Source organism: Streptomyces tibetensis, from assembly GCF_040647715.1.
Lineage (GTDB): Bacteria > Actinomycetota > Actinomycetes > Streptomycetales > Streptomycetaceae > Streptomyces > Streptomyces tibetensis_A.
The window spans coordinates 150,727-172,639 of record NZ_JBEZCR010000008.1 but is presented as its reverse complement, the minus strand read 5'-3'; the positions used below and the strand labels follow the sequence as shown (position 1 = coordinate 172,639).

Genomic DNA, 21,913 nt, shown 5'->3' with positions numbered 1-21,913 from the left:
CACCCGGCCCGTCCACCGCGTGCCGCCACCGCCCCACTCCGCCCGTCCGCCCCGTGCCGCCGGCGCCCGCCCTGCCCGCCCGCAACCGCTGTCACCACCGCGTGCGAGGATTCGGAGGCTTACCTCACAGCGCAGTCGAAGGGGAGTGTGCGATGGCGTCGAAGCCGCCCAAGAGTGACCCGGTTCAGGACGCGCCGCAGGTCGCCGGGCCCAAGCACGCGGCCGCCGGGCTCCCGGCGATCGGGCACACGCTGCGGATCGCCCAGCGGCAGATGGGTGTGAAGCGCACCGCGCTGACGCTGCTGAGCGTGAACCAGAAGGACGGCTTCGACTGCCCCGGCTGCGCCTGGCCCGAGCCGGAGCACCGGCACAAGGCCGAGTTCTGCGAGAACGGCGCGAAGGCCGTGGCCGAGGAGGCCACCCTGCGCCGGGTCACCCCCGAGTTCTTCGCCGCGCACCCGGTCGCCGACCTGGCCGGCCGCAGCGGCTACTGGCTGGGACAGCAGGGCCGGCTCACCCATCCCATGTACCTGCCCGAGGGGGGCTCGCACTACGAGCCGGTCACCTGGGAGCGCGCCTTCGACATCATCGGCGAGGAGATCGACGCGCTCGCCTCCCCGGACGAGGCCGTCTTCTACACCTCCGGCCGCACCAGCAACGAGGCGGCGTTCCTCTACCAGCTGTTCGCCCGCGAGTTCGGCACGAACAACCTGCCCGACTGCTCGAACATGTGCCACGAGTCGTCCGGTTCGGCCCTGGCGGAGACGATCGGCATCGGCAAGGGCAGTGTCCTGCTGGAGGACCTCCACAAGGCCGACCTGATCATCGTGGCCGGGCAGAACCCGGGGACGAACCACCCGCGCATGCTGTCCGCGCTGGAGAAGGCCAAAGCGGGCGGCGCGAAGATCATCAGCGTCAACCCGCTGCCCGAGGCGGGCCTGGAGCGCTTCAAGAACCCGCAGACCCCCCAGGGCATGCTCAAGGGCGCCGCGCTCACGGATCTGTTCCTGCAGATCCGCATCGGCGGCGACCAGGCGCTGTTCCGGCTGCTGAACAAGCTGATCCTCGAGACGGACGGCGCGGTCGACGAGGCGTTCGTGCGGGAGCACACGCACGGCTACGAGGAGTTCGCCGATGCCGCCCGCGCCGCCGACTGGGACGAGACGCTCACGGCGACCGGCCTGACCCGGGGAGAGATCGAGAAGGCCCTGGGGATGGTTCTCGCCTCGCAGCGCACCATCGTGTGCTGGGCGATGGGCCTCACCCAGCACAAGCACTCCGTCCCCACGATCCGGGAGGTCGTCAACTTCCTGCTGCTGCGCGGCAACATCGGCCGCCCGGGTGCGGGCGTGTGCCCGGTACGCGGCCATTCGAACGTGCAGGGCGACCGCACGATGGGCATCTTCGAGCGGCCCGCCCCGGCGTTCCTGGACGCCCTGGAGAAGGAGTTCGGCTTCGCGCCCCCGCGCGAGCACGGCTACGACGTCGTGCGCGCCATCCGCGCCCTGCGCGACGGCGAGGCGAAGGTCTTCTTCGCCATGGGCGGCAACTTCGTCTCGGCGTCCCCCGACACGGACGTCACCGAGGCGGCCATGCGACGGGCCCGGCTCACCGTGCACGTGTCGACGAAGCTGAACCGCTCGCACGTGGTCACGGGCGCGCGTGCCCTGATCCTGCCGACGCTCGGCCGCACCGAGCGCGATCTGCAGGGCGGCGGCGAGCAGTTCGTGACGGTCGAGGACTCGATGGGCATGGTGCACGCCTCCCGGGGGCGACTGGAGCCCGCGAGCCGGCATCTGCTGTCGGAGCCGGCCATCGTCAGCCGGCTGGCCCGCCGCGTGCTCGGCGCCAACAGCCGCACCCCGTGGGAGGAGTTCGAGAAGGACTACGCGACGATCCGGGACCGCATCGCGCGCGTGATCCCGGGCTTCGAGGACTTCAACGCGCGCGTGGCCCGCCCCGGGGGCTTCGCGCTCCCCCACGCCCCGCGCGACGAGCGCCGCTTCCCCACGGCCACCGGCAAGGCCAACTTCACCACCGCCCCCGTGGAGTACCCGCGGCTGCCCGAGGGCCGCCTGCTGCTGCAGACGCTGCGCTCGCACGACCAGTACAACACCACGATCTACGGCCTCGACGACCGTTACCGGGGCATCAGGAACGGCCGCCGGGTGGTGCTGGTCCACCCCGAGGACGCACGGACCCTGAAGCTGGCGGACGGGTCGTACGTCGACCTGGTCGGCGAGTGGAAGGACGGCGTGGAGCGCCGGGCGCCCGGTTTCCGCGTCGTGCACTACCCGACGGCCCGGGGCTGCGCGGCCGCGTACTACCCGGAGACCAACGTCCTGGTGCCGCTGGACGCCACGGCGGACACCAGCAACACCCCGGCCAGCAAGTCCGTCGTGGTGCGTCTGGAACAATCGGCAACCGACTGAGCGTTCGCTCAGTGATACAGGCAGCCGAGTGACGAGGACGAACGGAGCCGGGCCCGATGGGTGAGCAGCAGCATGTGAATTTCCCGCAAGAGGTCATCGACGAGTACGCCGCGCTCGGCGTGGACCTCCAGGCCCTGTTCTCCGCGGGCCACCTCGGGAACCGGATGGGCGTACAGATCTCCGACGCGTCTGCGGACCGGGTCGTCGGGACCATGCCGGTGGAGGGCAACACCCAGCCCTACGGGCTGCTGCACGGCGGGGCCTCCGCGGTGCTGGCCGAGACCCTGGGGTCGATCGGTTCGATGCTGCACGGCGGGAGCTCCAAGATCGCCGTGGGTGTCGACCTCAACTGCACTCACCACCGCGGGGTGCGCTCCGGACTGGTCACGGGCGTGGCCACACCCGTGCACCGGGGCCGGTCGACCGCCACGTATGAAATCGTCATCACGGATGAAAACGACAAAAGGGTGTGCACGGCCCGGCTGACCTGCCTCCTGCGGGACGTCAAGCCGGGCGACGAGGAACTCATCCGCGCCGCGAACTGACCGCCGGGCCGGACGCCGTTCTCACCGACGTGCCGTCCGACGTAGGGAAAACCCTGGAGGGGCGGGCGCGCTCTTGTCGCGGCCGCCCTCCTGGCATTTCACTGGCGCCCACCCCCACAGGAGAAGACCCGTCCCACCCGCAGAAGGGTTTCTCTTGACCTCCGTACGCGCCTTCGCCGTCACCGCCGCGGCCTGTGCCACCGTGCTCGCCACCGCGCTGCCGTCCTCCGCCATCAACTCCTACAACGCCACCCCCGCCCCCGAACGCACCGAGGTGGGCGCACTCGTGGCCACCTGGGACGACGACGGCGACCCAGCGACCCCCGACCGCGTCGACTGGTCTGCTCCGGCACCATGATCGACGCGGACACCTTCCTGACCGCCGCGCACTGCACCTCGGACTGGCCCGACAACGTGCGGTTCTACGTCTCCCTCGACCAGGACGTGCAGTCGGGCCTCGACGCGGCGGCGAGGAAGTACCCGGGCGACCCGGCCGCGCAGGCCGCCTCCGTCGCCGTCCCGGGCACCGCCCACACCCACCCCGCGTACCCGGGACCCGCTTCCGACACCCACGACATCGCGGTGCTCCAGCTGCCGACCGCCCAGGTCAAGGCCCGCTGGAGCTTCACCCCGGCGACCTTGCCCACCGCGAACCAGCTCGGCCGACTCGGCCCGCAGGGCCTGAACGACACCGACTGGCTCGTCGCCGGCTACGGCACCCAGGAGGCCGTCAACGGCCCCGGCGGCCAGACCCACCCCGGCGGCGGCGTCCGGATGAAGGCACCCGTCACCTTCAACGCCCTCAACGACTCCTGGGCCCGGCTCGCGATGACAGCACCCCAGGGCAACGGCGGCGCCTGCTACGGCGATTCGGGCGGACCCAACTTCGCCGTGATCGGCGGCAAGAGGATCCTCGCGGCCACCACCATCACCGGCGACACCCCCTGCTACGCGACCAACGTGACGTACCGCCTGGACACCCCCGGCGCCCGCGCCTTCCTCTCGCCGTTCGTGAAGCTGCCGTAGCCCGCGCCACCGGCCTGCGGCGACATCGGACGCCACAGGCCGCACGGCACCGCCCGCGCCGCCTCACGCGCGCGGTCCCGGCCCGGTGAGCGACCCGCCGCATCCCGTGGAATATCACCGATTCCGATAGCGCGGGAGTTTCTCGTGTATAGACCACGCAATTCCTGCCGTGACGCTCCGTAACGCGCGCGCAATACAACGCCGCGCTTTCGCCTTCGGCCGGGCCCGCGCCCGGAACCTTTCCGATCTTGCTGGTCGCGTATCCATTCCGGCAACCGCACGATCTCAGCCATGGCCAACCGGAAGTGCGGGTTCTCAGAATGCGGACCTCGGCGAAAATCCACCAAACCCGTCGAGAGGGCCCGCCACGGAGACCGGACATCCACCCCGTCATAACAAGAAAGTCACAAGCGAGCCCGCGCCGCTGACCCTGCCCTTACCCCGGGCTTAGAGTCACGGCCAGTCACCGCTCCATCGGGAGTTCGGTACCAGCGCGGCACTCACCCCCCGACCAGGGCGGGGCCTGCCTGTGAAAGGACTGATTGTGCGACAGCGTTCCTTGGTGATTCTTACCTCCGTTCTCACGACCGGAGCTCTGACTCTCACCGCCTGCGGTTCCCGAGACGACAGCGGTGACAAGGGCGGAGACAACGGGAGCGGCACCACGCTGACCATCGGCGTCGACGCCCCCCTCTCCGGCGAGAACTCCACCACCGGTCTCGGCATCCAGTACGGCGCCCAGATCGCCGTCGACGACGCCAACAAGAACAACTGGGTTCCGGGCGTGAAGTTCAAGCTCACGGCCCTGGACGACAAGGCGCAGCCCGCCACCGGCCAGTCCAACGCCACCAGCATCGTCGGCGACAAGACCGCCGTCGGCGCCGTCGGCCCGCTGAACTCCGGCGTCGCGCAGACGATGCAGCAGGTGTTCGCCTCGGCCAACATGGTCCAGATCTCCCCGGCGAACACGGCGCCCGAGCTGACCCAGGGCAAGAACTGGCAGACGGACAAGAAGCGTCCCTTCAAGACCTACTTCCGTACCGCCACCACGGACGAGCTGCAGGGCAGCTTCGCCGCCGGCTACGCGTACAACGGCCTCAAGAAGAAGAAGGCCTTCGTCGTCGACGACAAGCAGACCTACGGCGCCGGTCTCGCGAAGATCTTCAACGAGCAGTACAAGAAGCTCGGCGGCAAGGTCGTCGGCACCGACCACGTCAACACCGGTGACAAGGACTTCGGTTCCCTCGTCACGAAGATCAAGAACTCCGGTGCCGACCTGCTCTACTACGGCGGCCAGTACGACGAGTCCTCGCTGATCACCAAGCAGCTCAAGGACGCCGGCGTCAAGATCCCGCTGTTCGGCGGCGACGGCATGTTCGCCTCGACCTACATCGAGGCCGCCGGCAAGTCCTCCGAGGGCGACCTCGCCACCGCCATCGGTGTCCCCGCCGACACCCTGCCCGCGGCCAAGACGTTCATCCAGACGTACAAGGACAAGGGTTACAAGGGCGACTACGGCGCGTACGGCGCCTACGCCTACGACGCCACCACCGCCATCATCAAGGCCGTCAAGGCCGCGGCCGACGCCAACGGCGGCAAGGTGCCCACCGACATCAACGACCTGCGCTCCAAGGTCGTCGACGGTGTCCAGAAGTCCGACTTCGAAGGCCTCACCGGCAAGATCTCCTTCGACCAGTACGGCGACACCACCAACAAGCAGCTGACGGTCTACCAGGTCGAGAAGGGTGCCTGGAAGGACGTGGAGACCGGCACCGCCGACCTGAAGTAACCCGGCCCGCCACAACGCCGCACCACGGGCCGCGCGGAAGGAGGACCCCGACCGCGCGGCCCGTTTCCACACCCCCACACAGCACACGACCACGCACACATCCAGTGCACACGACCACCAGCGACATGGAGGCCATGCGGTGAACACCCTGCCGCAGCAGCTGGCCAACGGGCTGCTTCTCGGCTCGATGTACGGGCTGATCGCCATCGGCTACACGATGGTGTACGGCATCGTCCAGCTCATCAACTTCGCGCACGGCGAGATCTTCATGACCGGCGCCTTCGGCGCCCTCACGGTCTACTTCTACATCCTCCCCGACGGCACCTCGATGGCCATCGCCGTACCGATGATGCTCATCGGCGGCGCCCTCGTGGCCATCCTCATCGCCGTCGGAGCGGAACGGTTCGCCTACCGCCCCCTGCGCGGAGCCCCACGCCTGGCACCCCTCATCACGGCCATCGGCCTCTCCCTGGCCCTCCAGGAGGTCGTGCGCAACTTCTACCCCGGCGCCGACCGCGCCCGCGCCTTCCCCGGCCTCGACGCCACCCACGACATCGGCTCCGTCACCATCAAGGACGCCGACATCTTCCTCATCCTCGCCGCCGTCCTCTGCATGGCGGCCCTCGCCCTCTTCGTGCGCCGCAGCCGCACCGGCCGCGCCATGCAGGCCACCGCGCAGGACCCCGACACCGCGCAGCTCATGGGCATCGACACCAACCGCATCATCGTGATCGCCTTCGCCATCGGCGGCTTCTTCGCCGCCGTCGCCGCCGTCGCCTACGGACTGAAGTACGGCAACGTCGACTACCGCATGGGCTTCCTGATGGGCCTCAAGGCCTTCACCGCGGCCGTCCTCGGCGGCATCGGCAACATCTACGGCGCCATGCTCGGCGGCGTCGTCCTCGGCATCGCCGAAACCCTCGCCTCCGCCTACATCGACGAGATCCCCGGCATGCAGCAGCTCGGCGGCCAGAGCTGGGCCAACGTGTGGGCCTTCTGCCTCCTCATCCTCGTGCTCCTCTTCAGGCCACAGGGCCTGCTCGGCGAGCGCGTCGCGGACAGGGCGTGATCACATGACCGAGACGACCAAGACGCCAGTGCCGGACGCCGTCCCCACCCCGACGCCCGCACCGCGTGGACTCATACCCCTGCCCGCAGCGGCCGCCCGCGCCCTGCTGCTCGTCGGCGGCATCGCCACCGCCGCCTCCACGTTCCTCGCCTGGACCTGGACGGACGAATTCCCCGGCAAACTCACCATCAACGGCTACCCCGGTGGCCTGCAGTGGCTGACCTTCACCGCCGGCGTCCTCACCGCCCTGTTCGCCCTCGCCTCCTACGGCGTCCGCGGCCTCGGCTGGCTGCTGCCCGCCCGCAACAACGCACCCCTCGTGCTCACCGCGCTCGGCGGATTCACCGTCACCTGGTTCACCGTCATCGCCATCAGCGCCCAGCTCGGCGGCGTCGTCAACCTCGAACCCGGTGGCTGGATCGCGGCCATCGCCTCCCTGCTGCCCGTCCTCGGCGCCTTCGCCCTCCCCCAGGAGCGCACCGGCACCGACGGCACCAAGGAAACCCTCAAGGCCTACGTCGCCAAGCCCGACCGCATCCCCGCCGCCCAGGCCACCGCGCCCTGGATCCAGCGGGCCGTCATCACCGTGGTCACCATCATCGGCCTCGGCGTCTTCACCTACGGCATCGACACCGAGTACGGCGAACTCTTCATCGGCTACCTCTTCGTCGTCACCTTCGCGATGTGGGCGCTGCACACCGCCGGCCTCATGGACCGCTTCTCGGCCCTCGTCGCCGCCAACCGCAGCTTCACCCTCGCCATGGGCTTCGCCGCGGCCATCGCCTTCCCCTTCACCCAGACCGACGACCACTACGCCAACATCGGCGTCAACATCCTGATCTTCGGGACCGTCGCCCTCGGCCTCAACATCGTCGTCGGCCTCGCCGGACTCCTCGACCTCGGATACGTCGCCTTCCTCGGCGTCGGCGCCTACACCGCCGCCCTCGTCTCCGGCTCCGAGTTCTCCACCATCTCCGGCGTCCACCTGCCCTTCTGGGCCTCTGCCCTGGCCGGCGCCGCCGCCTCCCTCGTCTTCGGCGTCCTCATCGGCGCCCCGACCCTGCGACTGCGCGGCGACTACCTCGCCATCGTCACCCTCGGCTTCGGAGAGATCTTCCGCATCGCCGTCAACAACATGGACGGCGACTCCGGACCCGACGTCACCAACGGCCCGAACGGCATCGCCAACATCCCCGACCTGAACTTCTTCGGCTTCAACTTCGGCCAGGCCCACGACATCGGCGGATTCACCCTCGGCCGCTTCGCCAACTACTACCTCCTGATGGTCCTCATCATGGCCATCGTGGTCCTGGTCTACACGCGTGCCGCGGACTCCCGCATCGGCCGCTCCTGGATCGCCATCCGCGAGGACGAGACCGCCGCCACCGCCATGGGCATCAACGGCTTCCGCGTCAAACTCGTCGCCTTCGCCCTCGGCGCCGCCCTCGCCGGCCTCGCCGGCACCGTCAGCGCACACGTCACCTACAGCGTCGTCCCCACGCCGTACCAGTTCGCCGGCTCCACCCCGCCCAACTCCGCGTTCCTCCTGGCCGCGGTCGTCCTCGGCGGCATGGGCACCGTCGCCGGACCCCTCCTCGGCGCGGCCCTGCTCTACCTCCTCCCCGAGAAGCTCGTCTTCCTCCAGGACAAGTCGCTCCTCGCCTTCGGCATCGCGCTCATCCTCCTGATGCGCTTCCGCCCCGAAGGCATCATCGCCAACCGCCGGCGCCAGCTCGAATTCCACGAGACCGGCCAACTCGACGTACCCAAACAGACCACGCTGACCGACGAACCGGCCGTCACCAAGGCGGGGGCGTAAGAACATGACCACACCAGTACTCGAAGCACGCGACGTCACCATGCGCTTCGGCGGCCTCACCGCCGTACGCTCCGTCGACTTCACGGTCAACGCCGGCGAAATCGTCGGTCTCATCGGCCCCAACGGCGCCGGCAAGACCACCTTCTTCAACTGCCTGACCGGCCTCTACGTCCCCACCGAGGGCACCGTCTCCTACAAAGGCACCGTCCTCCCCCCGAAACCCCACCTGGTCACCCAGGCCGGCATCGCCCGCACCTTCCAGAACATCCGCCTGTTCGCCAACATGACGGTCCTGGAAAACGTCCTCGTGGGACGCCACACCCGCACCAAGGAAGGCCTCTGGTCCGCCCTCCTGCGCGGCCCCGGCTTCAAGAAGGCCGAACGCGCCAGCGAGGAACGCGCCATGGAACTCCTCGAGTTCATCGGCCTCGCCCACAAACGCGACCACCTCGCCCGCAACCTCCCCTACGGCGAACAGCGCAAGCTCGAGATCGCACGCGCCATGGCCTCCGAGCCCGGCCTGCTGCTCCTCGACGAACCCACCGCCGGCATGAACCCCCAGGAGACACGGGCCACCGAGGAACTCGTCTTCGCCATCCGCGACCGGGGCATCGCCGTCCTGCTCATCGAGCACGACATGCGCTTCGTCTTCAACCTCTCCGACCGCGTCGCCGTCCTCGTCCAGGGCGAAAAGCTCGTCGAAGGCACCTCCGACGTCGTCCAGGCCGACGAGCGCGTCATCGCCGCCTACCTCGGCGAACCCTTCGAAGGCGACCCCGGCGAAGCCGAAGCCGCCGAGGTCGAGGCCGCCGAAGCCGCCGCCGACGCGACCAGCACCACCAGCAGCACCAAGGGAGACGCCAAGTGACCGCACTGCTCGAGGTCGAAGACCTCCGGGTCTCCTACGGCAAGATCGAAGCCGTCAAGGGCATCTCCTTCAGCGTCGAAGCAGGCCAGGTCGTCACCCTCATCGGCACCAACGGCGCCGGCAAGACCACCACCCTGCGCACCCTGTCGGGCCTCCTCAAGCCCACCGCCGGGAAGATCCTCTTCGACGGCAAGCCGTTGAGCGGGGTCCCCGCCCACAAGATCGTCGCCCTCGGACTCGCCCACTCCCCCGAAGGCCGGCACATCTTCCCCCGCCTCACCATCGCCGAGAACCTCCAGCTCGGAGCCTTCCTCCGCAAGGACAAAGAAGGCATCGAAAAGGACATCCAGCGCGCCTACGACCTCTTCCCCATCCTCGGGGAACGCCGCAAGCAGGCCGCAGGAACCCTCTCGGGCGGTGAGCAGCAGATGCTCGCCATGGGACGCGCCCTCATGTCCCAGCCCAAGCTGCTCATGCTCGACGAGCCCTCCATGGGTCTCTCCCCGATCATGATGCAGAAGATCATGGCGACCATCTCCGAGCTCAAGTCCCAGGGCACGACGATCCTCCTCGTCGAACAGAACGCCCAGGCGGCCCTGTCCCTGGCCGACCAGGGACACGTCATGGAGGTCGGCAACATCGTCCTGTCCGGGACGGGCCAGGACCTGCTGCACGACGAGTCGGTACGCAAGGCGTACCTGGGCGAGGACTGAGGTCCCGGCCCGTACGCCAAGAGGCCCGCTCCCCCTCCGGTCCGGAAGGGAAGCGGGCCTCTCGCGTCTGACTCTCAGCCCTTGTTGGCCTTCTTCTCGTCGGCGTCCTGAATGACCGCCTCCGCGACCTGCTGCATCGACATCCGACGGTCCATCGACGTCTTCTGGATCCACCGGAAAGCAGCCGGCTCCGACAGGCCGTACTCCGTCTGCAGAATCGACTTCGCCCGGTCCACCAGCTTGCGCGTCTCCAACCGGAGCGTGAGGTCGGCGACCTCCTTCTCCAGCTCCTTCAGCTCCGTGAACCGCGAGACGGCCATCTCGATCGCCGGCACGACGTCGGTCTTGCTGAACGGCTTCACGAGGTACGCCATCGCGCCCGCGTCCCGGGCCCGCTCCACCAGGTCGCGCTGCGAGAACGCGGTCAGCATCAGCACCGGCGCGATGCTCTCCTCCGCGATCTTCTCCGCCGCCGAGATGCCGTCCAGCTTCGGCATCTTCACGTCCAGGATCACCAGATCGGGCCGGTGCTCACGCGCCAGCTCCACCGCCTGCTCACCGTCCCCGGCCTCGCCGACGACGGTGTACCCCTCCTCCTCCAGCATCTCTTTGAGATCGAGCCGGATCAGCGCCTCGTCCTCGGCGATGACGACCCGCGTCGTCATCGGGGGCACGTGCGACTTGTCCTCATCAGGCACGTCAACAGGCTGGGGCGACTCGGGGGCACTCACGTGGGCTCCTTGGTAGGGGCAGGCCGGTACTGCTCCCAAGAGCGTACCTAGCTGCGGTATGGTGGTCAGGCAGTGGGTCGAGGTCAACCTTGGATTCACCGGGCCCCGGTAGCCCAATTGGCAGCAGGCAATGGATTCAAAACCCATACAGTGTCGGTTCGAGTCCGACCCGGGGCACTTTTCCTTGGTTTCCAAGGTCACCACTTCGAAGCGGATGTCCACGTTCTCGTGAACATCCGCTTTTCGCTGCGTGTCGACGTGATCACAGTTCCACTGTGACTCCTATGTACGACCTCAGCACACGCAAGCGAGCACTCGCGTTGGTGGCCCAAGGCCGCAGCCTGAATTCGGTGAGCCGTGAAACGGGCATTTCGCGGGCCGCGATCCGCTCCTGGCGGCACCGCCTCGAGCCGCGCCCCCGTATGGCGCCCCCGGACCACCCCGGACCACCCTCCGATGAGTCGGCGTACGCCTACTTGCTGGGCCTCTATCTCGGCGATGGCTGCATCAGCGGCAGCCCTCGCGGCACCGGTTACTACCTGAGGATCGCGTGCGCCGACGCATGGCCCGGTCTGATCGACGCCTGCGAGATCGCGATGCGCGCCGTCAACCCGACCGGGCGCGCCTCCCGCACACAGGCTCAGGGGTACGTCTCGGTGACCAGCTACAGCAGGCACTGGCCGCATCTCTTTCCCCAGCACGGCCCCGGCATGAAACACGAACGCCGGATCGCCCTCGAACCATGGCAGCAAGCCATCGTCGACGCCCACCCCTGGGAGTTCATCCGCGGGCTCATCCACTCCGACGGTTGCCGAATCACCAACTGGACGACCCGGATCGTCGGCGGGAAGCGAAAGCGCTACGAGTATCCGCGGTACTTCTTCACCAATCTATCGGCCGACATCATCCGCCTCTTCACCGCAGCGCTTGACCAAGTGGGCGTCGAATGGAAGAAGGCAAACTCACGCAACATCTCCGTAGCCCGCAAAGCCTCCGTCGCTCTCATGGACGCCCACGTCGGGCCCAAGTACTGACCCGGCTACTCCGCGATGTGGTGGACCCTGACCATGTTGGTCGAGCCGGAGACGCCGGGTGGGGAGCCGGATGTGATGACGACCGTGTCGCCCGGGTTGCAGCGGCCGTAGCGGAGGAGGAGTTCGTCGACCTGGTCGACCATCGCGTCGGTGGTGTCGACGCAGGGGCCGAGGAAGGTCTCGACGCCCCAGGTGAGGCTGAGCTGGGAGCGGGTCGCCTGGTCGGGGGTGAAGGCGAGGAGGGGGATCGGGGAGCGGTAGCGGGAGAGGCGGCGGGCGGTGTCGCCTGACTGGGTGAAGGCGACCAGGAAGCGGGCGCCCAGGAAGTCACCCATCTCGGCTGCCGCGCGGGCGACCGCGCCGCCCTGGGTGCGGGGCTTGTTGCGTTCGGTGAGGGGCGGGAGGCCCTTTGCCAGGATGTCCTCCTCCGCCGCTTCGACGATGCGGGCCATCGTGCGGACCGTCTCGACGGGGTGTTTGCCGACGCTGGTCTCGCCGGAGAGCATCACGGCGTCGGTGCCGTCGATGACCGCGTTGGCGACGTCGGAGGCTTCGGCGCGGGTGGGCCGGGCGTTGTCGATCATCGAGTCGAGCATCTGGGTGGCGACGATGACCGGCTTGGCATTGCGTTTGGCGAGTTTGATCGCGCGTTTCTGGACGATCGGGACCTGTTCGAGTGGCATTTCGACGCCGAGGTCTCCGCGGGCGACCATGATGCCGTCGAATGCGGCGACGATGTCGTCGATGGTTTCGACGGCCTGGGGTTTTTCGATTTTGGCGATGACGGGGAGGCGGCGGCCTTCCTCGTCCATGATGCGGTGGACGTCGTGGATGTCGCGTCCGGAGCGGACGAAGGACAGGGCGATGACGTCGAAGCCGGTGCGCAGCGCCCAGCGGAGGTCGTCCTCGTCCTTTTTGGAGAGGGCGGGGACGGAGACGGCGACGCCGGGGAGGTTGAGGCCCTTGTGGTCGCTGATCACGCCGCCTTCGAGGACGGTGGTGTGGATGCGGGGGCCGTCGACGGAGGTGACCTTGAGGCAGACCTTGCCGTCGTCGACGAGGATGCGTTCGCCGGGGGTGACGTCCGCGGCGAGGCCGGCGTAGGTGGTGCCGCAGATGTGGCCGTCGCCTTCGACGCCTTCTTCGACGGTGATGGTGAAGGTGTCGCCGCGTTCGAGGAGTACGGGACCTTCGGTGAAGTGGCCGAGCCTGATCTTGGGGCCTTGAAGGTCGGCGAGGAGGCCGACGCTGCGGCCGGTCTCGTCGGCTGCTTTGCGGACCCGGTGGTAGCGCTCCTCGTGTTCGGCGTGGCCGCCGTGGCTGAGGTTGAAGCGGGCTACGTCCATTCCGGCGTCGACGAGGTCCTTGATCCGGTCGTACGAGTCGGTGGCGGGTCCCAGGGTGCAGACGATTTTTGCTCGGCGCATGAAAGGAGCCTATGAGTTACCGACCGGTAGTGAATTGGTCGGGCATGACCGCTCAACAGACTTTGCGTGAAGTGTTATTGACAGGTGTCGAATTGTGCGCAGGGGCGCTCCGATGAGCACCCGCGGTGAATTCGGTCGTGTTTTCGGAATGGGCCCGCGAGGGATGCCTACAGCTGGGGCGGCACCATCGTGAAGCGGGCGTTGATCTGGGCGTGGACGCGTTGGCGCTGGGGTTCGAGGTCGAGGGGGGCGGGGGCGTCCTCGGGGGCGCCGCCGTAGGCAGCGGAGCGCATGCGGCCGGGGGTCTGGGGGTAGGCCGGTGGGGCGCTCTCGGCGCCGATGTCGGCGAGTTCGACGAGGGCGGAGAGGCGGGTGCCGAGGGCTTCGGCGTACTCGCGGGCGCGTTGGACGGCTTCGTGGACGGCCTGCTTGCGGGCTTCGCGGTGGGCGGGCGAGTCGGGGCGCAGGGCCCACCAGGGGCCGTCGACGCGGGTGAGTTCGAGGTCGGCGAGTCGGGTGGTGAGTTCACCCAGGGCGGTGAAGTCGGTGAGTTCTGCGGTGACGTGGACGCTGCCGTGGTAGGTGCGGACGCGTTCGCCGCGGCCGTGTTTGGTGAGTTCGGGTGTGATGGAGATGGCGCCGCTCTCCAGGCGTTCGACGGCGTCGCCGTAGGACTTGACGAGGTCGAGGACGCCGGCGTTGCGGCGGGTGAGGTCGTCGAGGGCGGAGCGGCGGTCGCGGCCGCGGGCGGCGACAGTGATGCCGATGCGGGCGATCTCGGGGTCGACTTCGAGGCGGGCCTCGCCGCGGACGGCGATGCGGGGGGCCTCGGGTGTGCCGTAGGGGACGGCGGGCGGGGAGGCGTCTGGGGTGGCCGCGGTCATACGCCCCACTCTGTCATGTCTGGGCTGATCGGCGGTCGGGGATCCGGGAGGCCGAGTCATCAGATCGCAACCTGCCGGGTCTGTTGCGGTCGGTCATGGACGGGTCAGAATCTACGCGCGTTATCTACGCGCGTCGTTCACAGATTCCGCAGGGGAGCCAGACATGCCGTTGAACCGCCGGAAGTTCCTGGAGAAGTCCGCCGTGACCGGGGCGGGGGTGGCGCTGGCCGGTGCGGTCTCGGCGCCGGGTGCACAGGCGGCCGAGGCGAAGCGGGGCGCGAAGCGGTACGCGTTCACCGTGCTGGGGACGACGGACCTGCACGGCAACGTCTTCAACTGGGACTACTTCACGGACAAGGAGTTCGACGACAAGGACCACAACGACGTGGGCCTGGCCAAGGTCTCCACCCTCGTCAACCGGGTCCGTGCGGAGAAGGGCCGCCGCAACACGCTGCTGATCGATGCGGGCGACACCATCCAGGGCACGCAGCTGTCGTACTACTACGCCAAGGTCGACCCGATCACGGCCGAGGGCGGCCCGGTGCACCCGATGGCGCAGGCGATGAACGCCATGGGCTACGACGCGGCGGCGCTCGGCAACCACGAGTTCAACTACGGCATCCCGGTGCTGCGGAAGTTCGAGCAGCAGTGTGATTTCCCGCTGCTGGGGGCGAACGCGCTGGACGCGAAGACGCTGCGGCCGGCGTTCGCGCCGTACAGCATGCACCGGCTGCGCACGCCGCACGGGCGGGACGTGAAGGTGGCGGTGCTGGGTCTGACCAACCCGGGCATCGCCATCTGGGACAAGGCGAACGTGCAGGGCAAGATGACGTTCCCGGGTCTGGAGGAGCAGGCGGCGAAGTGGGTGCCGAAGCTGCGGTCGATGGGCGCGGACGTGGTGATCGTGTCGGCGCACAGTGGTTCGTCGGGGACGTCGTCCTACGGTGACCAGCTGCCGTACATCGAGAACGCGGCCGCGCTGGTGGCCGAGCAGGTGCCGGGCATCGACGCGATCCTGGTCGGGCACGCGCACACGGAGATCCCGGAGTACTTCGTCGCGAACAAGAAGACCGGCAAGCAGGTCGTGCTGTCGGAGCCGCTGAAGTGGGGCCAGCGGCTGACGCTGTTCGACTTCGAGCTGGTCTGGGAGAAGGGCTGCTGGAAGGTCGAGAAGGTCGGCGCGAAGGTCCTGAACTCCAACACCGTGGAGGAGGACCCGAAGATCACGAAGTTGCTGACGGACGAGCACGAGAAGGTCGTGGCGTACGTCAACCAGGTCATCGGCACCAACGCGGCGGAGATGACGTCGGCCGAGGCGCCGTACAAGGACGTACCGATCATCGACCTGATCAACCACATCCAGGCGGACACGGTGAAGCAGGCGCTGGCGGGCACGGAGTACGCCGCGCTGCCGGTGCTGTCGCAGGCGGCGTGCTTCTCGCGCAGCGCGCGGATCCCGGCGGGCCAGGTGACGATCCGGGACGTGGCGGGTCTGTACGTCTTCGAGAACACGCTGGAGGCGCGTCTGATGACGGGCGCCCAGATGAAGGCGTACCTGGAGTTCTCGGCGAACTACTACGTGCAGACCGCGCCGGACGCCCCGGTGGATCCGGCGAAGCTGACGAACGCGAACGGCACGCCGGACTACAACTACGACGTGGTGAGCGGTCTGTCGTACGAGATCGACATCGCGAAGCCGGCCGGGTCGCGGGTGACGAACGTGCGGTTCGAGGGGGAGCCGCTCGCGGACGACGCGAAGTTCGTGTTCGCGGTGAACAACTACCGGGCCAACGGCGGCGGCAACTTCCCGCACGTCGCCGCGGCCCAGGTGCTGTGGTCGAACTCGGAGGAGATCCGCAACACCATGATCGCCTGGGTGAAGGCGAAGGGGTCGATCGAGCCGGCCGCCTTCGCGGGAGTCGACTGGAAGCTCACGCGTAACGGTACGCCCGTGTTCTGATCCGCGTGCTTCGTCACCTTCGGTCGTCGACCAGCGGGGTCAGGGCCGGTGCCTCGCGGGGCGGCGGGACGTGGGCCCGCTGGGTGAGGCCGAAGGTGGTGAAGGCGGTGCGGCGCGGGAGTGCATAGGCTTCCCTGCCCGTCAGGGAGTTGAGGACGATCGCGCTGCGCCAGGCGGCGAGGCCGAGGTCGGGGGCGCCGACGCCGTGGGTGTGGGTCTCGGCGTTCTGGACGTACACGGTGCCGGTGACGGACGGGTCGAGGACGAGCCGGTGGTCCTCGTCGATGCGGGGCCGCTCCTTGTTGTCGCGGCGCATGTAGGGGTCGAGGCCGGCGAGGATCCGGTCGAGGGGGCGTTCGCGGTAGCCGGTGGCGAGGACGACGGCGTCGGTGGTGAGGCGGGAGCGGCTGTTCTGCAGGTCGTGCTCGAGGTGCAGTTCCACTTTGGTCGTGGCGACGCGGCCGGCGGTGCGGACCCGCACGCCGGGGGTGAGGACGGCGTCGGGCCAGCCGCCGTGCAGGGTGCGGCGGTAGAGCTCGTCGTGGACGGCGGCGATGGTGGCGGCGTCGATGCCCTTGTGCAGTTGCCACTGGCCTTCGACGAGCCGGTCGCGGGTGGATTCGGGCAGGGCGTGGAAGTAGCGGGTGTGGTCGGGGGTGAAGTGCTCCAGGCCGAGCTTGGAGTACTCCATGGGCGCGAAGGCCTCGGTGCGGCCCAGCCAGTGCAGTTTCTCGCGTCCGGCGGGCCGGTTGCGCAGCAGGTCGAGGAAGACCTCGGCGCCGGACTGTCCGATGCCGACGACGGTGACGTGTTCGGCGGCGAGCAGGGCGGCGCGGTGGTCGAGGTAGTCGGCGGCGTGCACGACGGGCACGCCGGGGGCCTCGACGAGGGGCTTGAGGGGGTCGGGGACGTAGGGCTCGGTTCCGATGCCGAGGACGACGTCGCGGGCGTAGGTGCGGCCGAGGGCTTCTGCTTCCCCGTCGCTGTCGAGCTGGGTGAAGTCGACCTCGAAGACGTCGCGTTCGGGGTTCCAGCGGACGGCGTCGACCTGGTGGCCGAAGTGGAGGCCGGGGAGGTTCTCGCTGACCCAGCGGCAATAGGCGTCGTACTCGGCGCGGTGGATGTGGAAGCGCTCGGCGAAGTAGAAGGGGAAGAGCCGCTCGCGGGTCCTGAGGTAGTTGAGGAAGGTCCAGGGGCTGGTGGGGTCGGCGAGGGAGACCAGGTCGGCGAGGAAGGGGACCTGGAGGGTGGTGCCCTCGATGAGCAGGCCGGGGTGCCACGCGAAGGCGGGGTTCTGGTCGTAGAAGACGGTGTCGAGGCCGCCGAGGGGGTGGGCGAGGGCGGCGAGGGAGAGGTTGGCGGGGCCGATGCCGATGCCGACGAGGTCGCGGGGGGCGTCGGGGTCGGGGGTGGGTGCGGGGTTCATCGGGGGGTGTGTCCTTCCACGAGGGTGGCTCGGCTCGTTGCCGCGAGGTGCAGCAGGGCGGCCAGGTCGTCGGGCCCGGTGGCGGGGTTGAGGAGGGTGGCCTTGAGCCACAGCCGGCCGTCGAGGCGGGCCCGGCCGAGGACGGCGGAGCCGTCGGTGAGCAGCGCGCGGCGTACGGCGGCGACGGTGGTGTCGGTGGCGCCGGTGGGCCGGAACAGCACGGTGCTGATGACGGGCGGGGCGTGCAGTTCGAAGCCGGGGTGGGCGTCGACGAGGGCGGCGAACTGCCGGGCGTGGGCGCACACCTGGTCGACGAGCGCGCCGAGGCCGCTGCGTCCGAGGGTCTTGAGGGTGACGGCGAGTTTGAGGACGTCGGGGCGGCGGGTGGTGCGCAGGGACCGGCCGAGGAGGTCGGGGAGTCCGGCCTCGGTGTCGTCGGCGGCGTTGAGGTAGTCGGCGTGCTGCCGCAGGGCGGCGAGGTCGCGGGGGTCGCGGACGGCGAGGAGGCCGGCGGCGACCGGTTGCCAGCCGAGTTTGTGCAGGTCGAGGGTGACGGTGTGGGCGGCGTCGAGTCCGGTGAGCCGTGCGCGGTGCCGGTCGCTGAAGAGGAGGCCTCCGCCGTAGGCGGCGTCGATGTGCAGCCGGGCGCCGTGGGCGGCGCAACGGGCGGCGATCTCGGGCAGCGGGTCGATGCGTCCGGCGTCGGTGGTGCCGGCGGTGGCGGCGACGAGCAGCGGTCCGGGCAGTCCGGTGAGGGTCTCGTCGAGCGCGTCGGGGTCGAGCGTGCCGTCCGGGGCGGGTACGACGACCGGTTCGGGCAGTCCGAGCAGCCAGGCGGCGCGGGGCAGTGAGTGGTGGGCGTTGGTCCCGCACACGAGCCGGACGGAGCCGCCGTGCGCTTCCCGGGCGAGGAGCAGGGCGAGCTGGTTGGACTCGGTGCCGCCGGTGGTGACGAGGGCGTCGGCGGTGCGGTGCTCCGGGTAGACCTCCCTGGCCAGCACGCCTGCCGCCAGGGCTTCCAGCTCCGAGGCCGCCGGGGCCTGGTCCCAGGAGTCCAGGGACGGGTTGAGGGCCGAGGCGGCGAGGTCGGCGGCGGTGGCGACGGCGAGGGGCGGGCAGTGCAGGTGGGCGGCGCACAGGGGGTGGGCGGGGTCGGCGGCGCCTTCGGCGAAGGCCCGGACCAGGGTGGGCAGGGCGTGCGGGTCGCCCTGCCCGGGGAGGATCTCCCCCACCGCTTCCCGCAGGCGCGCGGCGACCGCCCCGGGTCCGCCCGTCGGCAGCGGCCCGCCCCGGGCCCGGGCTCCGGTGTCCAGCGCTTCGAGGACGGTGTCGAGCAACGGCCGCAGGGCGCGAGGACCTTCGGGGCCTGAGGAAAGGGGCGGCATGCTCATGGGGGCTGACCTCCGGGGCACGGGGCGAGGCGCCCGTACGGCTCAACGACCCGACCCGGGTGGAGGTATCTCCCGTACGGCAAACCCGGCAGGAGTCGCACGCTCCCCGCCCGGCGGACGGGCCGGCCCCGCACGCCCGCCGACCCGGCAACCGACCCGACCCGCATCTCCACCGACCCGGCAACCGACCCGACCCGCGCCTTCGTCGCCGGTGCCGGCCCCGCCTACCTCAGTGCACTCGTGTCCCCGCCGGCCTTGGACCCCGTCGCCCCCTGGACACGCAACGCCCTCGCCAGATCGTCCAGTTGGTCCACCAGCTTGCGGCGCAGCGCGGGGATGGGCGCGGCGGCGCGCAGGCATTCCTCGCCGAGGTGGAGGGTGTCCGCGTCGACGGCGTGGGCGGGGAAGGCCCAGCGGCCGGCGGCGTCGGCGATGGCGGGCCCGCGGCGGTCGGCGACGGCGACCGCGTCGGCGTAGTAGCGCCCGACGTACTCGCGTACCAGGTCGGCCTGTTCGGGTTGCCAGAAGCCGCGGGCGGTGGCGGTGAAGAGGTAGTTGGACAGGTCGTCGGAGCCGAACATGGCCTCCCAGGCGCGGGCTTTGGCCTCGGGGTCGGGCAGGGCGGCGCGGCAGCGGGCGGCGCCCTCCTGGCCGGTGGCGCTCGGGTCGCGTTCCAGTTCGGCGGCGATGGCGGTCTCGTCGGTCGCGCCGAGGACGGCGAGCCGGGCGAGGACGCGCCAGCGCAGCTCGGGGTCGAGCTCGGGGCCGCCGGGGACGGTGCCGTCGGCGAGCCAGGCGGCGATGGTGTCGGGGTGGGCGGCCACGTCGATGCGGTGGCGTACGGCGATCAGGCGCAGGCCGGGGTTGTCGCCGTCCTCGGTGCGGCGGATGAGGTCACGGCACAGTTCGGAGAGGGTGGCGAGGGCGGCGGGCCGCTCCTCGGGGGCGAGGTAGCGGTCGGCGATGTAGGTGGCGGCGAAGGCGAGCACGCCCTGGACGATGGCGAGGTCCGTCTCCAGCGGGAGGTGGGCGCGGGCGGTCTCCAGGTAGGCGAGGGGGGCGAGTTCGCCGTCGCGGACGGCGTCCCGCAGGGCGTTCCAGACGACCGCGCGGGTGAGCGGTTCGGGCAGTCCGGACAGGTCCTTGCGGACGGTCTCGAAGGATTCGGGGTCGAAGCGGACCTTGGCGTAGGTGAGGTCGCCGTCGTTGAGGAGGAGCAGGGCGGGCCGCTTGCCGATGGGGTGGGCCTCGGTGTGCGGGAGGTCGAGGTGGAGGCGTTCGCGCAGCACGAGCTGGCCGCCGTCGTCGCCGAGGTCGCGGTCGTAGAGGCCTGCGGCGATGCGGTGCGGGCGGCTGCCGGTGCGGTCGACGGTGAGGGCGCAGGTGCCGTGCTCGCCGGGTGTGATGCGCGGGGTGAGGGTGTCGACGCCGGTGGTGCGCAGCCAGGCGTCGGCCCAGGCGTGGACGTCGCGGTCGGTGGCGCCGGCGAGGTTGTCGATGAAGTCGGCGAGGGTGGCGTTGCCGTACTTGTGCCGGGCGAAGTGGGCGTTGATGCCGGCGAGGAAGTCCTTCTCGCCGAGCCATGCGACCAGTTGGCGCAGTGCGCTGGCGCCCTTGGCGTAGGAGATGCCGTCGAAGTTGAGCAGCGCGGAGGCGGTGTCGTCGACGGCTTCGGGGGCGACGGGGTGGGTGGAGGGGCGCTGGTCGGCGTCGTAGCCCCAGGACTTGCGGGTGACGCCGAAGTCGGTCCAGGTGTCGGAGAAGCGGGTGGCTTCGGTGAGGGTCTGGTAGCCCATGTACTCGGCGAAGGACTCGTTCAGCCAGATGTCGTCCCACCACTTGAGGGTGACGAGGTCGCCGAACCACATGTGGGCCATCTCGTGGGAGATGACCATGGCGCGGGTCTGGCGTTCGGTGTCGGTGACGGCGGAGCGGTAGACGAACTCGTCGCGGAAGGTGACCAGGCCGGGGTTCTCCATGGCGCCGGCGTTGAACTCGGGGACGAAGGCCTGGTCGTAGGAGTCGAAGGGGTAGGGCTCGTCGAACTTCTCGTGGTAGCGGTCGAAGCAGGCGCGGGTGACGTCGAGGAGTTCGTCGGCGTCGGCGTCCAGGTAGGGGGCGAGGGAGCGGCGGCAGTGCAGGCCGAAGGGCAGGCCGCGGTGTTCGGTGCGCACGGAGTGCCAGGGGCCTGCGGCGACGGCGACCAGGTAGGTGGAGATGAGCGGTGTGGGGGCCGCGGTCCATACGCCGTCGGCGTGTTCGGTGACGCCGTTGGCGAGGACGGTCCAGTTCTGCGGGGCTGTCACGGACAGTTCGAAGACGGCCTTGAGGTCGGGCTGGTCGAAGGCGGCGAAGACGCGCTGGACGTCTTCCATGAACAGCTGGGTGTAGACGTAGGTCTCGCCGTCGGTGGGGTCGGTGAAGCGGTGCATGCCCTCGCCGGTGCGGGAGTAGCGCATCGCGGCGTCCACGTGCAGTTCGTGCTCGCCGGCGGTGAGGCCCGGCAGGGCGAGCCGGTTGCCGTCCAGGGCTTCGGGGTCCAGGGGGTGTCCGTCGAGGGTGACGGAGCGCAGCTCGGCGGGCTTGAGCTCGACGAAGGTGTCCCCGTCCACGCGGGCAGCGAACCTGATCAGGGTGCGGGAGTCGAAGGTCTCGTCGCCGCCGGTCAGGTCGAGTTCGATCGTGTAGTGGTGGACGTCGAGGAGCTCTGCTCGGGTCTGCGCTTCGTCGCGCGTCAGTACGGACATGCGAGACATGCTGCCTGATGGCGTCGTCACGGCACAGAGGCGGATCGGTACG

The 21,913-nt window shown here is 69.7% G+C and carries 17 protein-coding genes and 1 tRNA gene; 12 read left to right on the top strand and 6 right to left on the bottom strand.

Going from position 1 to position 21,913, the window contains the following annotated elements:
- Nucleotides 1-152: 152 nt before the first annotated feature.
- The 9 genes from AB0B29_RS22340 to AB0B29_RS22300 all read left to right on the top strand — a co-directional run bounded on the left by AB0B29_RS22340 (nt 153) and on the right by AB0B29_RS22300 (nt 10,261).
- Nucleotides 153-2,432 (top strand): FdhF/YdeP family oxidoreductase, encoded by a 2,280-nt coding sequence (locus tag AB0B29_RS22340; protein WP_362242432.1) that lies wholly within the window; start codon nt 153-155, stop codon nt 2,430-2,432.
- 56 nt (nt 2,433-2,488) lie between these two features.
- Nucleotides 2,489-2,977, top strand: a complete 489-nt coding sequence (locus tag AB0B29_RS22335) for a PaaI family thioesterase (RefSeq protein WP_362242429.1) — start codon at nt 2,489-2,491, stop codon at nt 2,975-2,977.
- Nucleotides 2,978-3,131: 154 nt separating this feature from the next.
- Entirely contained in the window at nt 3,132-3,335 is a 204-nt protein-coding gene (locus AB0B29_RS22330) for a hypothetical protein (RefSeq protein ID WP_362242426.1), read from the top strand.
- Nucleotides 3,332-4,003 (top strand): trypsin-like serine protease, encoded by a 672-nt coding sequence (locus AB0B29_RS22325; RefSeq protein WP_362242423.1) that lies wholly within the window; start codon nt 3,332-3,334, stop codon nt 4,001-4,003. Before AB0B29_RS22330 ends, AB0B29_RS22325 begins: the two co-directional genes overlap by 4 nt.
- A gap of 559 nt (nt 4,004-4,562) precedes the next feature.
- On the top strand, nt 4,563-5,792 hold the full coding sequence (locus tag AB0B29_RS22320; RefSeq protein ID WP_362243074.1) for a branched-chain amino acid ABC transporter substrate-binding protein: 1,230 nt from the start codon (nt 4,563-4,565) through the stop codon (nt 5,790-5,792).
- A 139-nt stretch (nt 5,793-5,931) separates the two neighbouring features.
- Nucleotides 5,932-6,861 (top strand): branched-chain amino acid ABC transporter permease, encoded by a 930-nt coding sequence (locus tag AB0B29_RS22315; protein ID WP_362242420.1) that lies wholly within the window; start codon nt 5,932-5,934, stop codon nt 6,859-6,861.
- Between the two features lie 4 nt (nt 6,862-6,865).
- Nucleotides 6,866-8,680, top strand: coding sequence for a branched-chain amino acid ABC transporter permease (locus tag AB0B29_RS22310; RefSeq protein ID WP_362242418.1), 1,815 nt, complete (start codon nt 6,866-6,868; stop codon nt 8,678-8,680).
- A gap of 4 nt (nt 8,681-8,684) precedes the next feature.
- Nucleotides 8,685-9,548, top strand: coding sequence for an ABC transporter ATP-binding protein (locus AB0B29_RS22305; protein ID WP_362242415.1), 864 nt, complete (start codon nt 8,685-8,687; stop codon nt 9,546-9,548).
- Nucleotides 9,545-10,261 carry an ABC transporter ATP-binding protein gene (locus tag AB0B29_RS22300; RefSeq protein ID WP_362242412.1) on the top strand — a complete coding sequence of 239 codons (717 nt, stop codon included), beginning with the start codon at nt 9,545-9,547 and terminating at the stop codon, nt 10,259-10,261. The genes AB0B29_RS22305 and AB0B29_RS22300 overlap by 4 nt, the downstream gene beginning before the upstream one ends.
- Before the next feature lie 74 nt (nt 10,262-10,335).
- On the opposite strand, the gene AB0B29_RS22295 is transcribed toward AB0B29_RS22300, so the two are convergent.
- Nucleotides 10,336-10,992, bottom strand: a complete 657-nt coding sequence (locus tag AB0B29_RS22295) for an ANTAR domain-containing response regulator (protein WP_362242409.1) — start codon at nt 10,990-10,992, stop codon at nt 10,336-10,338.
- 102 nt (nt 10,993-11,094) lie between these two features.
- Between AB0B29_RS22295 and AB0B29_RS22290 the strand changes: the two genes are divergently transcribed.
- A tRNA-Leu gene (locus AB0B29_RS22290) sits at nt 11,095-11,169 on the top strand.
- A gap of 107 nt (nt 11,170-11,276) precedes the next feature.
- A complete protein-coding gene (locus AB0B29_RS22285; protein ID WP_362242406.1) occupies nt 11,277-12,026 on the top strand; it encodes a helix-turn-helix domain-containing protein in 750 nt (249 codons plus the stop codon).
- A gap of 5 nt (nt 12,027-12,031) precedes the next feature.
- Here the strand turns inward: AB0B29_RS22285 and pyk are convergent, their stop codons facing one another.
- Nucleotides 12,032-13,453 carry a pyruvate kinase gene (gene pyk / locus AB0B29_RS22280; RefSeq protein ID WP_362242403.1) on the bottom strand — a complete coding sequence of 474 codons (1,422 nt, stop codon included), beginning with the start codon at nt 13,451-13,453 and terminating at the stop codon, nt 12,032-12,034.
- A 167-nt stretch (nt 13,454-13,620) separates the two neighbouring features.
- Nucleotides 13,621-14,337, bottom strand: a complete 717-nt coding sequence (locus AB0B29_RS22275) for an SIMPL domain-containing protein (RefSeq protein ID WP_362242400.1) — start codon at nt 14,335-14,337, stop codon at nt 13,621-13,623.
- A 163-nt stretch (nt 14,338-14,500) separates the two neighbouring features.
- On the opposite strand from AB0B29_RS22275, the gene AB0B29_RS22270 reads away from it, so the two are divergent.
- Nucleotides 14,501-16,297: a bifunctional metallophosphatase/5'-nucleotidase gene (locus AB0B29_RS22270; protein WP_362242397.1), complete on the top strand. Its 1,797-nt coding sequence runs from the start codon at nt 14,501-14,503 to the stop codon at nt 16,295-16,297.
- A gap of 13 nt (nt 16,298-16,310) precedes the next feature.
- On the opposite strand, the gene AB0B29_RS22265 is transcribed toward AB0B29_RS22270, so the two are convergent.
- The 3 genes from AB0B29_RS22265 to pepN all read right to left on the bottom strand — a co-directional run bounded on the left by AB0B29_RS22265 (nt 16,311) and on the right by pepN (nt 21,861).
- Nucleotides 16,311-17,723, bottom strand: a complete 1,413-nt coding sequence (locus AB0B29_RS22265; protein ID WP_362242394.1) for a lysine N(6)-hydroxylase/L-ornithine N(5)-oxygenase family protein — start codon at nt 17,721-17,723, stop codon at nt 16,311-16,313.
- The gene (locus AB0B29_RS22260; RefSeq protein ID WP_362242391.1) at nt 17,720-19,114 is read right to left on the bottom strand and encodes a pyridoxal phosphate-dependent decarboxylase family protein; all 1,395 of its coding nucleotides are present in this window, start codon (nt 19,112-19,114) and stop codon (nt 17,720-17,722) included. Before AB0B29_RS22260 ends, AB0B29_RS22265 begins: the two co-directional genes overlap by 4 nt.
- Before the next feature lie 224 nt (nt 19,115-19,338).
- Nucleotides 19,339-21,861: an aminopeptidase N gene (gene pepN, locus AB0B29_RS22255; RefSeq protein ID WP_362242388.1), complete on the bottom strand. Its 2,523-nt coding sequence runs from the start codon at nt 21,859-21,861 to the stop codon at nt 19,339-19,341.
- Nucleotides 21,862-21,913: the final 52 nt, after the last annotated feature.

What these genes read in the sequence shown, in the direction of transcription:
- AB0B29_RS22340 (WP_362242432.1), top strand. Translation starts at nt 153, where the DNA reads ATGGCGTCGAAGCCGCCCAAGAGTGACCCGGTTCAGGACGCGCCGCAG.
- AB0B29_RS22335 (WP_362242429.1), top strand. Translation starts at nt 2,489, where the DNA reads ATGGGTGAGCAGCAGCATGTGAATTTCCCGCAAGAGGTCATCGACGAG.
- AB0B29_RS22325 (WP_362242423.1), top strand. Translation starts at nt 3,332, where the DNA reads ATGATCGACGCGGACACCTTCCTGACCGCCGCGCACTGCACCTCGGAC.
- AB0B29_RS22310 (WP_362242418.1), top strand. Translation starts at nt 6,866, where the DNA reads ATGACCGAGACGACCAAGACGCCAGTGCCGGACGCCGTCCCCACCCCG.
- AB0B29_RS22305 (WP_362242415.1), top strand. Translation starts at nt 8,685, where the DNA reads ATGACCACACCAGTACTCGAAGCACGCGACGTCACCATGCGCTTCGGC.
- AB0B29_RS22285 (WP_362242406.1), top strand. Translation starts at nt 11,277, where the DNA reads ATGTACGACCTCAGCACACGCAAGCGAGCACTCGCGTTGGTGGCCCAA.
- pyk (WP_362242403.1), bottom strand. Translation starts at nt 13,453, where the DNA reads ATGCGCCGAGCAAAAATCGTCTGCACCCTGGGACCCGCCACCGACTCG.
- AB0B29_RS22275 (WP_362242400.1), bottom strand. Translation starts at nt 14,337, where the DNA reads ATGACCGCGGCCACCCCAGACGCCTCCCCGCCCGCCGTCCCCTACGGC.
- AB0B29_RS22270 (WP_362242397.1), top strand. Translation starts at nt 14,501, where the DNA reads ATGCCGTTGAACCGCCGGAAGTTCCTGGAGAAGTCCGCCGTGACCGGG.
- AB0B29_RS22265 (WP_362242394.1), bottom strand. Translation starts at nt 17,723, where the DNA reads ATGAACCCCGCACCCACCCCCGACCCCGACGCCCCCCGCGACCTCGTC.
- AB0B29_RS22260 (WP_362242391.1), bottom strand. Translation starts at nt 19,114, where the DNA reads ATGAGCATGCCGCCCCTTTCCTCAGGCCCCGAAGGTCCTCGCGCCCTG.
- pepN (WP_362242388.1), bottom strand. Translation starts at nt 21,861, where the DNA reads ATGTCCGTACTGACGCGCGACGAAGCGCAGACCCGAGCAGAGCTCCTC.